Annotated in this window: 13 protein-coding genes; 11 read left to right on the plus strand and 2 right to left on the minus strand. The window is 35.9% G+C overall.

Annotation, left to right across the window (positions count from 1 at the left end):
- Positions 1-56 precede the first annotated feature (56 nt).
- From C564_RS0109965 to C564_RS0110010, 9 genes are all read left to right on the plus strand, one after another.
- Positions 57-710 carry a CsxC family protein gene (locus tag C564_RS0109965; RefSeq protein WP_371391702.1) on the plus strand — a complete coding sequence of 218 codons (654 nt, stop codon included), beginning with the start codon at positions 57-59 and terminating at the stop codon, positions 708-710.
- A gap of 137 nt (positions 711-847) precedes the next feature.
- Positions 848-1,876 (plus strand): BC_2427 family protein, encoded by a 1,029-nt coding sequence (locus tag C564_RS0109970; RefSeq protein ID WP_018765222.1) that lies wholly within the window; start codon positions 848-850, stop codon positions 1,874-1,876.
- An 88-nt stretch (positions 1,877-1,964) separates the two neighbouring features.
- Positions 1,965-2,276: a hypothetical protein gene (locus tag C564_RS0109975; RefSeq protein ID WP_016115838.1), complete on the plus strand. Its 312-nt coding sequence runs from the start codon at positions 1,965-1,967 to the stop codon at positions 2,274-2,276.
- A 320-nt stretch (positions 2,277-2,596) separates the two neighbouring features.
- Positions 2,597-3,139 (plus strand): DUF420 domain-containing protein, encoded by a 543-nt coding sequence (locus C564_RS0109985; RefSeq protein ID WP_026008522.1) that lies wholly within the window; start codon positions 2,597-2,599, stop codon positions 3,137-3,139.
- 236 nt (positions 3,140-3,375) lie between these two features.
- Positions 3,376-4,539, plus strand: a complete 1,164-nt coding sequence (locus C564_RS0109990) for an iron-containing alcohol dehydrogenase (RefSeq protein WP_003199298.1) — start codon at positions 3,376-3,378, stop codon at positions 4,537-4,539.
- A 159-nt stretch (positions 4,540-4,698) separates the two neighbouring features.
- On the plus strand, positions 4,699-5,451 hold the full coding sequence (locus C564_RS0109995) for a DeoR/GlpR family DNA-binding transcription regulator (RefSeq protein ID WP_006095662.1): 753 nt from the start codon (positions 4,699-4,701) through the stop codon (positions 5,449-5,451).
- Positions 5,448-6,359: a 1-phosphofructokinase gene (gene pfkB / locus C564_RS0110000; protein ID WP_018765224.1), complete on the plus strand. Its 912-nt coding sequence runs from the start codon at positions 5,448-5,450 to the stop codon at positions 6,357-6,359. Before C564_RS0109995 ends, pfkB begins: the two co-directional genes overlap by 4 nt.
- Positions 6,360-6,371: 12 nt before the next feature.
- On the plus strand, positions 6,372-8,225 hold the full coding sequence (locus C564_RS0110005; protein WP_018765225.1) for a PTS fructose transporter subunit IIABC: 1,854 nt from the start codon (positions 6,372-6,374) through the stop codon (positions 8,223-8,225).
- Between the two features lie 381 nt (positions 8,226-8,606).
- Positions 8,607-9,491, plus strand: coding sequence for a cell wall-binding protein EntA (locus C564_RS0110010; RefSeq protein ID WP_018765226.1), 885 nt, complete (start codon positions 8,607-8,609; stop codon positions 9,489-9,491).
- 94 nt (positions 9,492-9,585) lie between these two features.
- Here the strand turns inward: C564_RS0110010 and C564_RS0110015 are convergent, their stop codons facing one another.
- Positions 9,586-9,822 (minus strand): hypothetical protein, encoded by a 237-nt coding sequence (locus C564_RS0110015; RefSeq protein WP_026008523.1) that lies wholly within the window; start codon positions 9,820-9,822, stop codon positions 9,586-9,588.
- Between the two features lie 325 nt (positions 9,823-10,147).
- Between C564_RS0110015 and miaA the strand changes: the two genes are divergently transcribed.
- Both miaA and hfq read left to right on the plus strand, forming a co-directional pair.
- Entirely contained in the window at positions 10,148-11,098 is a 951-nt protein-coding gene (gene miaA, locus C564_RS0110020; RefSeq protein ID WP_003208061.1) for a tRNA (adenosine(37)-N6)-dimethylallyltransferase MiaA, read from the plus strand.
- A gap of 25 nt (positions 11,099-11,123) precedes the next feature.
- Complete coding sequence (hfq, locus tag C564_RS0110025) at positions 11,124-11,348, plus strand: RNA chaperone Hfq (RefSeq protein WP_000813896.1); 225 nt, start codon at positions 11,124-11,126, stop codon at positions 11,346-11,348.
- 70 nt (positions 11,349-11,418) lie between these two features.
- Here hfq and C564_RS0110030 read toward each other — a convergent pair.
- A partial coding sequence (locus C564_RS0110030) for a Gly-Xaa-Xaa repeat protein (RefSeq protein ID WP_018765227.1) occupies positions 11,419-12,012 on the minus strand: 594 nt, incomplete at its 5' end.

A 12,012-nucleotide genomic window follows, 5' to 3' on the forward strand; every position in this document is an offset into this window, starting at 1 on the left:
GAATAGAAGAAAATTCATTTTCAGAGAGTGGAGTGGAAAAAAATGCCTCCTCATGGATTGGAATAGAAGAAGATCCATTTTCAGAGAGTGAAGTGGAAGAAAGTTCACCGACAACATCAATTGTAAAAATCCCGGTTGTATTAGCAGAGAGAACAATTCAAGTTGTTGTAGAAGCAAATATTTCATTGGATCCTTTGGCAATCGAAATTAAACGTGTGTTGAAAAATGTATTTTTAACACACTGTAAGTTAGTTCCTGTAGCGTTTACGTCGGTACCAGGTACCAATTATCGCCGAGTCACAAGAGCAAAATTATTTGTAGAGGGCTATATTCGAAATAACATTGAATATGTTGCCGATCAGTATAATGGATTATTGTATAGTCGGATTGTTAATATCTCGTTTTCTAGATTCCTAGATTTGACAGCAGGTGATTTTATAACACAGCCTTTATTGGTAGCTTTTTTAGATACTACATCCCACTTGATTAATCCTAAGGGTGTCTATTTACCCCGGTTAGATACAAATTCTTTTGGAAATTTAGTTTTTTACAATAAACAACCGTATTGTGAATTAGTCAGAGCTAATTTTTATGAGTTTGATTTTTCACCATGTTTAACAAACTTGAACAAGTCATGTAGCGAACTTCGTAAAACAATCGTACTAGATCTTACTTTGAACATCTTACAAGTACAGCAAGTACAAGTTTAAAAAATAGACAGACATCGTCTTTTTTTATAATAAAAGTTGATGTCTTTTTTTATTATAAAACATATATAATGTTGAAACGACTATGTGTTTAAAAAATAAATAAGTCTTTCAATTCATCAGTTAGGAAGTGATTGACGATGAATAAGCCATGGATTAGTAATAAAATGATAGATAAAATTTTTTCTGAGCATAAAATAATCTCGGAGCTGGAAGTGGAAGAAAGTTCACCTTCAGAGATCGGGATAGAAGAAAATCTATTTACAGAGAGTGAAGTGGAAGAAAGTTCACCTTCAGAGATCGGGATGGAAGAAAATCTATTTACAGAGAGTGAAGTGGAAGAAAGTTCACCTTCAGAGATCGGGATGGAAGAAAATCTATTTACAGAGAGTGAGGTGGAAGAAAGTTCACCTTCAGAGATTGGGATGGAAGAAAGTTCACCTCCTGAATTAAAAGAAGGAAGATTAGCAGGTCTCATGACAATTAAAATACCATTTCATACCATATCCGAAGTGGCTGATTTTTTAATCTCGCCTATTGTGAGTAGTACGAATGAAGAAGTATTTGCATTTCAAAACGAAGAGAATGAAATATTTCGTGAGTTAGATACAAAGTTGTTAGCTACGGTACATCATTATAACGAACAGCCATATTGTCGTTTAATTTCTTCAAAGCTTTTTGAAAAGAGGATTTTTCTAGAATTTTCGAGTGAGAATTATATAAAACATAGTGGGGAAAATCAGTTAGAGCAATCTTTATGGGTTCCTATACACAATTTGAATTTAAAACAGAGAAACGAAAAAAAAAGGAGTAACTATGTAACGACGAAACTGCCAGTTGAAATAGGGAAGTATAAAACGGAAATTAGTTTAGAAGAAAGAGTGATGTTTCAAGAAGAAGTAGAAATTAAAGAAGTTTTACAAGAAATTGTTTTGACAGATAGTAAATTTTTTTCTCAAAAAGTTCTAAAATCAAAAGAGAATTCAGTAACAATTGAAAAAGGAAAGTTGTTGGTAGAAGGCTATGTTGTACAGCGAATTGAATATACAATGGGGTGTTCTAATGAGCAAAGTAATGGATTAGTTAGGTATCAGTTACTGCAAAAAATAGTGCTTGAGTTAATCGTTCAAATATTACAGGAGCAAGAAGTGCAAGTGGAAATTATGTAATCACTATTGCCACAGTGTATATAAAACATTTTTCTTGACTTTTTATATGCGGACGAGGAAAATGGTAAAAAAGGAAGGAGGGGTGATAATGGAAGAGTACGTATTGGATCTTTATAATGTATTGTATACAACAGATTGGCAAGATATTGTTTCATTTCTTGGAATTTTATTTTGTTTAAAAATTGTTATTGTGTACATGGAAGAGCAAGGTATGTTCTATTCCTTTTCATCTCCGTCCGATTTAGAGCGGGAACCGTTGCTCAACTATGCCAATATAAAACAGACGGAACTTCCTTTTATCACATTCTTTATGATCCGGTTTATAACAGCCATTGTGAAGAAAAAAGAAGCCGAAGAAGGAGATTGCTATCCGACTTGTAATACAGCGTATTGTTTATAAGCTAAATACAAGGAGGAGAATAATATGTGGTTTCGATTTCTTATGATTGGTTTCTTTTCATTAACAGCAATTTCTTTAATGGGATATCAAGTATCAGAGATTTTTCAAGCATATAGTGACATGTTTTTTAATAAAAACTAAACGAATTGCTATTTCAATAATAAAGCGATAAGATCCTTCTTAAGAAGTATGATTAAGAAGGATTTTTTCTTTGTTTGATTTCAGTGTGTCAAAGTATTGTCACATTTGCACTATGAATAATATGTTAAAATAGTGTGGTTAACTATACATATGTAAAAGAGGAAGAGGGAGTGAACAATTTGATAGATCAATCAACAAATCAGAAAAGCTATGCTCCTATTGTGATAACGCTTTCTGTAGTTGTCAATGCGATTATTTTATTTTTGTTTTTTGGACCTGTTGGCTACAAAGGAGAGGTACATTTTGATGTAACAATCTTGCCGATGTTAAATGCAATTTTTAATAGCTTTACATTTGTATTTTTATTGGCAGCATTGTTTTCTATTATTAAAAAGAATGTAAAGATGCACCGAGGTTTTATTCTTGCGGCATTTACAACAACATTGCTATTTTGTGTTTCATATTTATCGTATCATTATTTAGCACCAGCAACGCATTTTGGTGGGCAAGGTATCATTAAATATGTGTACTTCTTTATTTTAATTACGCATATTTTCCTTGCGGCAATTATTGTACCGCTTGCATTATTCTCGCTTGTATATGGTTTTACAAACCAATTGACTCGTCATCGTAAGATTGTACGTTGGACGATGCCAATTTGGTTATACGTAAGTCTTTCTGGTGTTATTGTTTACTTAATGATTTCACCGTATTATCAATAAAAAATCTCAGCCTTTGGGCTGGGATTTTTTTATTCCGCTATTCATAGGTAGTAATATCCCACAACTCAAGATTTAAAGAGAGGTGAAGAAGGTAGCGGGAGGGAAAATCTGATTGGTGAGAGCTAACTTTCACTGATGGAAGATTCACTTTATGAAGCAAATATTTTTGTGAAATGAACAAAATATGTTATACAAAAGTATAGTAACTTTTATATTGGAAGGATGGGTAGGAAATTATGCAAAATTTTATATTTCGTAATCCGACAAAGCTTATTTTTGGGCAAGGGCAATTAGAACAATTAAAAACAGAGATTCCTCAGTATGGTAAAAAGGTTCTTCTCGTATATGGCGGGGGGAGTATTAAAAGAAATGGCGTATATGATAATGTAATCTCTATATTAAACGAAATTGATGCAGAAATTTTTGAATTAACAGGCGTTGAACCGAACCCACGTTTATCTACTGTAAATAAAGGAATTCAAATCTGTAAAGAAAATGATATTGAATTTATTTTAGCTGTCGGTGGTGGAAGTGTCATCGATTGTACGAAAGCAATTGCTGCAGGTAGTAAATATGATGGTGATGTATGGGACATTGTGACAAAGAAAGCATTTGCAAATGAAGCTTTACCATTTGGTACAGTACTAACTCTTGCGGCGACAGGTTCTGAGATGAACGCAGGGTCTGTTATTACAAATTGGGAAACGAATGAAAAGTATGGGTGGGGTAGTCCTGTTACGTTCCCACAGTTTTCTATTTTAGATCCAGCGCATACAGCTTCTGTACCAAGAAATCAAACTATTTATGGTATGGTTGATATTATGTCCCATGTATTAGAACAATACTTTCATCAAGGTTCAAATACAGAATTACAAGACCGCTATTGTGAATCTATTTTAAAAACAGTCATTGAAACAGCCCCGAAACTTTTAAATGGTTTAGAAAACTATGAGCATCGAGAAACAATTTTATATTGTGGAACGATGGCGCTAAATGGCATTTTAGCAATGGGTGTCCGCGGTGATTGGGCAACGCATAATATTGAGCATGCCGTTTCAGCTGTGTATGATATTCCACATGGCGGTGGTTTAGCGATTTTATTCCCAAATTGGATGAAGCATGTTTTAGATGAAAATGTAGATCGGTTTAAACAATTTGCGGTGCGTGTGTTTCATATAGAGACGGAAGGGAAAACGGATAAGGAAATTGCGGTGGAAGGTATCGAAGCGTTGCGAAGCTTTTGGACATCTATTGAAGCACCGTCTCGTTTAGCTGACTATGAAATTGGAGAAGAGAAAATTGATGTAATGGCTGAAAAAGCGATGGTTTATGGTGAATTTGGTCATTTTAAAAAATTAAATAAAAAAGATGTAGTAGAGATTTATAGAGCTTCATTATAAAGGATAAAGATAATTCAAAGAACCTTCTTGATACGTATCAAGAAGGTTCTTTGAATGTTATTGAACGGTTTAGTGGTTTTATTTGAATGAATTTGAATGCTTTTGATTGATTTTTGAATCCGATTTCATTATACTGTAATCAAAGAAGAGGTGAGTGATATGTTAACTCCTGAACGTCATCAGCTAATTTTACAGCTTGTGAAAGAGAAAAAAGTAGTGAAATTACAACAGTTGGTGGAAGAAACAAAAAGTTCAGAATCAACAATCCGTCGTGATTTAGCGCAATTAGAGAAAGGGCGTTTATTAAAAAGAGTCCATGGCGGGGCTGCTGTATTAACTGGAAAAGGTGAAGAGCCTACGATGGTTGAAAAATCAGCCAAAAACATTCAAGTGAAAAAACAAATCGCTAAGCATGCTGCGTCTTTTGTAGCAAAAGGTGATTGTATTTATTTAGATGCGGGAAGTACAACGTTTGAAATGATTCCGTATTTAATAGAGAAAGAAGTTACAGTTGTAACAAATGGACTTATGCATATTGAAGCGCTAGTTGAAAATAATATTCGTGCTTACTTGCTTGGTGGGATGATGAAGAGTCGAACAAAGGCTTTAATTGGTGCGATGGCACAGGAAAGTATGCAGCAGTATCGATTTGATAAGTGTTTCTTAGGGGCGAATGGTGTACATGAACAGCTTGGATATACAACACCTGATCCTGAAGAAGCATTGCTGAAAAAAAGGGCGTTAACATTAGCGAATGAAGGCTATTTTTTAATAGATGAAAGTAAATTTGCCGAAGTTGCATTTGCGAAAATTGCAAGTATTGAAGAAGCGACAATTATTACAAATGCATTAGAAGGAGAGCAAGAAGAATATAAACGAAAAACAAATGTAATTGAGGTTGATAAACGATGATTTATACAGTTACTTTAAATCCATCGATTGATTATGTTGTTCAAGCAGAGTATTTCACACTGGGAACTGTCAATCGAGCGGAAAAAGATATGAAATTTCCTGGTGGGAAAGGGATTAATGTATCCCGTGTGCTTCATCGGATGGGAATAGATAATACAGCGCTCGGTTTTATAGGTGGATTCACAGGTCAATTTATTGAAGATATTTTGAAAAGTGAAGGTGTTAGGACGAATTTTGTTCATGTAGATGGAGATTCGCGTATTAATGTGAAAATAAAGGGACAGGAAGAAACAGAACTGAACGGGCAAGGGCCTGTTATTACGGATGAGCAGCTCGGGCAGTTGATGAACAAAATTGAAAATATGCAGGCTGGTGATTATCTTGTATTAGCTGGTAGTATTCCAGCATCGATTCCAAAAACATTTTATGAAACGATTGCTGCTTTTGGAGCAGAACGTCACATTAACGTCATTGTTGATGCGAGCGGAAGTGCGCTTCAGTATGTGACTCAAAATAAGCCATTTTTAATCAAGCCGAATCATTATGAGCTTGGAGAATTATTTGGAGAAAAGCTTTCAACAGTAGAAGAAATTATTCCATATGGAAAAAAGTTAATTGAACAAGGTGTACAGAATGTAATTGTTTCTATGGCAGGAGATGGAGCTTTATTATTTACAAGTGAAGGAATATATGAGGCAACCGTACCAAAAGGAACAGTTATCAATTCTGTCGGAGCGGGAGACTCTCTTGTTGCAGGTTTTGTGGGGATATATGAAAAAACGAAAGATGTTGAAGAAGCAATTCGTTATGGTGTAGCAACAGGAAGTGCAACAGCTTTTTCAGCTGATTTATGTACGAAAGATAAAGTAGAGGAATTATTATCGCAAGTAATGATTACAAAGCGGTAGGGGGAACAGAATATGAAAATTACAAAACTTTTAAAAAGGGATACCGTTATCATGGATTTGACAGCTTCAGCAAAAGAAGCTGTCATCGATGAATTAGTAGAGAAACTAGAAAAGGCAGGAAGATTGAATAGCCAAGAGGAATTTAAAGAGGCTATTTTACAGCGTGAAATGCAGAGTACAACTGGAATTGGTGAAGGGATTGCTATTCCACATGCCAAAACAAAAGCAGTCAAACAACCAGCTATTTGCTTTGGACGAAGTGTAAGCGGTGTCAATTATGAGTCACTTGATGGACAACCAGCTCATTTATTCTTTATGATTGCGGCTAGTGAAGGAGCAAACAATACACATTTAGAAACACTATCTCGTCTATCTACGTTATTAATGGATGAAGGGTTTCGCAAACAACTGTTAGAAGCAAAAAGTGAAGAGGAGCTTCTTCATTTGTTCGATGAAAAAGAAAATGAACAAGAAGATGAGCAAAGTGAAGTAACAAAACCGGAAGGAAATGAACCATATGTGTTAGCGGTAACAGCTTGTCCGACTGGTATCGCTCACACATATATGGCTGCGGACAGTCTAAAGGCAAAGGCAGCAGAATTAGGAATTGCGATTAAGGTCGAAACAAATGGTTCTACTGGTGTGAAAAATGGATTAACGAAAGAGGATATTGAGCGTGCAACAGCTATTATCGTTGCGGCGGATAAACAAGTAGAAATGAATCGCTTCGCTGGAAAGCATGTTATTCAAGTACCAGTTGCAGATGGTATTCGGAAATCAGACCAGCTAATTAATCGAGCTGTGAATCAAGAAGCCCCGATTTTTAAAGGAATAAAAGAAAATAGAAAAGTAGAGGAGCCAGAGAAGGAAAAAGGATTTGGTATATATAAGCATTTAATGAATGGTGTTAGTAATATGTTACCTTTCGTTGTTGGTGGCGGTATTTTAATTGCACTAGCCTTTTTCTTTGGTGGTATCGATACGAAAGGGCCGGTTGCAGAAACATTAATGTCAATTGGTGGTAAAGGGGCATTCCAATTCCTTGTTCCGATATTAGCTGGATTTATTGCGAGTTCTATTGCGGATCGCCCAGGGTTTATGCCTGGTATTGTCGGTGGATTTTTAGCAGCGCAAGCAAATGCAGGATTTTTAGGTGGATTAATTGCTGGTTTCTTAGCTGGATATATTGTACTTGGTTTAAAGAAAGTATTAGCAGGTTTACCAGCACAATTAGAAGGAATTAAACCTGTTTTATTATATCCGGTACTTGGTTTGTTACTTACAGGGGTATTAATGTTGAAAGTTGTAAATCCTCCTGTTGTTGCTTTAAATGAGGCATTAACGAGTTGGTTAAATGGTTTAGGTGGCGCGAATGCTATACTATTAGGGCTTATTTTAGGTGGAATGATGGCTATTGATATGGGTGGTCCTATTAATAAAGCAGCATTTACATTTGGGATTGCTGCAATTGAGGCTGGAAACTTTGGTGTGCATTCAGCTGTTATGGCTGGTGGAATGGTACCTCCGCTTGCGGTTGCACTTGCAACTACACTTTTTAAAGCGAAATTTACAGAAGCAGAACGTAAATCGGGTTTTACAAACTATATTATGGGGGCATCATTTATTACAGAAGGGGCAATACCATTTGCGGCTGCTGATCCAATCCGTGTAATTGTCAGTTGTGTTGTGGGCTCAAGTCTTGCTGGTGCATTATCGATGTTATTTGGAATTACATTGCCAGCGCCACACGGTGGAATATTTGTTATATTATTAGTGAATAAACCAGTTCTATATATTCTTTCTATATTAATAGGTTCTATTGTATCTGCCCTTATGTTAGGGATATGGAAAAAGAAAATTTCATAAAAAGTTCAAAAGGACAGCGGCCATATTAGGTAGCTGTCCTTTTCGGATTATAGTGTACGTTATATATATGAATGTCAAAATGTATATGATTTATGACATAAAAAGACATAGCGCAACCAAGAATTGTAATGTTTCGGTGTTTTTTTGTAACAAGATGGTAATACTATTACTTTTATTGCAAAAAAAACATATGAGTTTGAAAGAAAAAAATGATTAAAACTCTTAAAAATACGTATAGAACACTATTTTCTTTTATTCTACTTTATATTACAAAGCATTAATGGTTGATTACGAATCGTTTGTAATTGTGTGATATCCTAAATCTCCTGAAAAACTGTTGCTATAATGAGGACACGAAAACAAAGCGAATGGAGGCTATTCATGAAAAAATTAATTGGTATAGCAGCAGCAGCGGTTTTTGGTCTTGGGATTTTCACTACTTCTGCAAAAGCAGAAACTGTTGTAACAACAGAGGTATTAAATGTACGCGAGAACCCAACTACTGAATCACAAGTTGTAGGTAAAGTATTAAATGGTCATAAATTAGATGTTACAAATACAGAAAACGGATGGTCACAAATCAAATTAAATGGTAAAGACGCATTCGTAAGCACAGAATTTACAAAAAGCATCTATTACGTAACAGCAAACGTATTAAACGTACGTGCTGAAGCGAACACAAACTCAGAAATTCTTGGTACGCTTAAGAAAGACGATATGATCGAAACAACGAACCAAGTACAAAATGGATGGTTACAATTCGAATATAACGGGAAAACAGCTTACGTTCATGTTCCTTTCTTAACAGGTACAGCACCTGTTATCGAAAAACAAGAAACGCCTGCTCCTGCTCAAGCTGCAGCACCTGCTAAAGCAGAGGCAAAAGCACCAGCAGCACAAGAAAAACCAGCTGCTAAACCTGCTGTCAAAGCAGCAGAAACAAACACTCCTTCTGGTGGTCGTGAACTAACAGTTGAAGCTACAGCATATACAGCTCATCCGAGTGAAAATGGCGGCACATATGGTGGTCGTGTATTAACTGCAATGGGTCATGACCTAACAGCGAATCCAAACATGAAAATGATTGCTGTTGACCCGAAAGTGATTCCACTTGGATCAAAAGTATGGGTAGAAGGTTACGGAGAAGCAATTGCTGGTGACACTGGCGGTGCAATTAAAGGTAACCGTATCGATGTTCTAGTTGGCTCAGATAGCGCTGCTAACAAATGGGGACGTAAATCTGTTAAAGTGAAAATTTTAAAATAATGCTATTGTTGTTAAAAAAATAAATCTAGCACTTAAATATCGAGTGCTGGTCTTTCAGGCTGTTGGGAATTTCCTAACAGCCCTTTTTGTGAGTTTAAAATGGATATACAGTGCGGCCTGTGATGATTTTATATGCACTGCAAAATTGGGTTTGTGCATATTGTTTAGTCGGTTCGTCTAAAGTTTGATTGTCCAATAATGTATGAAAGGAACGTAGTAAGCAGCTTAAAGCGAAATATAATTCTTCTTGTGAGCAGTTCTTTTCTTTTAAGGATGTTTCTAAAATGAGTTCTTCCGTTAATGTTGAAAAATTAAGCGTAGCTTGTCCGATTTTCATTATATCCTCTCCGATCCTATTTTTTATCATGTATATGTACCATTGGACAAACTATGTCAAATTTATCTCGCCATTTAGGGAATAAGGTCCTCATCATAAGATTTAGAGGGAGGCGAGAAACTTTATAAAAGCCTGTTTGGTTAGGGGGATAATCGGTGAGGGAAGAAGGTGATCTTACTTGGTTAAAGGTTCACTGTATCATTCTTATTTTTTGAATTTCATTTACAGTATTGAAAGAACTTGCATTATGACTATTAAAATTGGTAAGATTGGATATAATGATCAGATGGATAAGATTACATAAAGAGAGTTGAAGTATATGGGAGAACTGCAACGTGAAAAAGTTGCTGTCATCATCGGACCGACTGCGGTGGGAAAGACAAAATTAAGCATTGATCTCGCAAAAGCGTTAAATGGTGAAATCATTAGCGGGGACTCAATGCAAATTTATCGTACGATGGATATCGGGACAGCTAAGGCAACAATGGAAGAAATGGAAGGAATTCCGCATTACATGATCGATATTAAAAATCCAGAAGATTCATTTTCTGTAGCGGAATTTCAAGAGCTTGTTCGAGGTTATATTCGAGAAATTACAGAACGTGGGAAACTACCGATTATTGTTGGTGGTACAGGCCTTTATATACAATCAGTTTTATATGACTATCAGTTTACAGATGAAGCTGGAGACCCTGTATATCGAGAGGAACTAGAAAAACTAGCGACAGAACATGGTGTAGAATATGTACATGAAAAGCTGCGAGAGGTAGATCCAGAAAGTGCAAGTCGCATTCATATGAATAATGTAAGGCGTGTCATTCGTGCTTTGGAAATTTTTCATACAACGGGGCAGAAGATGAGTGATCAACTTGAAAAGCAAGAAAATGAGTTGTTATATGATGTTTCGCTAATCGGCTTGACTATGGATCGCGGAATGTTATATGATCGCATCAACTTGCGTGTTGATCTTATGGTCAAACAAGGATTGCTGCAAGAAGTGAAGGCTTTATACGAAAATGGAGTCAGGGACTGTCAATCTATTCAAGCGATTGGTTACAAAGAATTATATAATTATTTTGAAGGGCATGTTTCGCTAGAAGAAGCGATAATGCAATTAAAAACAAATTCGCGTCGCTATGCAAAGCGTCAACTAACATGGTTCCGTAATAAGATGGATGTTACATGGTTTGATGTGACCGATGGTGAAAAAACAGCAGAAATTTTGCGGTACATAGAAGGAAAGCTACAATTAAAGTCGAATAATAAGTAAGTAGAGAAAAAGAGGAGGATTCGACATGAAGCAATCAATCAATATTCAAGATCAGTTTTTAAATCAACTCCGTAAAGAAAATACGTTTGTGACGCTGTACTTATTAAATGGTTTCCAGCTTCGTGGATTAATTAAAGGTTTTGATAACTTTACAGTTTTATTGGAAACAGAAGGTAAGCAACAGCTTATTTATAAACATGCTATTTCTACATTTGTTCCACAAAAAAACGTTTCAATTGAATTAGAGTAGTAAAGAATTGTACATAGCAAAAAAGAGCGAGTGATTCGCTCTTTTTTTATTTATATATTTTAGAGATTCTTTAATGAATGCGGAAAATAGAGAGTCTAACAGTGGTATCACCTGTCTCGGGAATAGTGATTGTATTAGTGGTAGATTGAATAGTAATCGTAGTTCTGGATTTTAAAGTTTCAATTGTTGAAAATGTAATTGAACTTCCAATTGTGTTTGCTGAAAAGTTATCTGAAGGTATGTTGCCATTAATGGAAATTCCAAAGCCGAAGGGAGCTGACCCCGAAAATATTGTTGAAGCTGAAAAGTCAATGACATATACACCATCTTCAAGGATTGTGATTGTATCTGTTGCATCGAAATGTATGTTATTTATGTTTGAGATAAGATTGAACTGGATGTTTTGATTAGGTTTTATAGTTTGTGGAAGTGTATTTTTAAGTACGGCTGTAGTTACTGGAAAACTAAACCCTTGAGGTCCTCGTTCCCCTTGAATACCTTGTTCGCCCTGAGGTCCTCGTTCCCCTTGAATACCTTGTTCGCCCTGAGGTCCTCGTTCCCCTTGAATACCTTGTTCGCCCTGAGGTCCTTGTTCGCCCTGAGGTCCTTGTTCGCCCTGAGGTCCTTGTTCGCCGTGAAGTCCTTGTTCGCCTTGAGGTCCTTG

This window comes from Bacillus sp. 105MF (assembly GCF_000374885.1).
Lineage (GTDB): Bacteria > Bacillota > Bacilli > Bacillales > Bacillaceae_G > Bacillus_A > Bacillus_A pseudomycoides.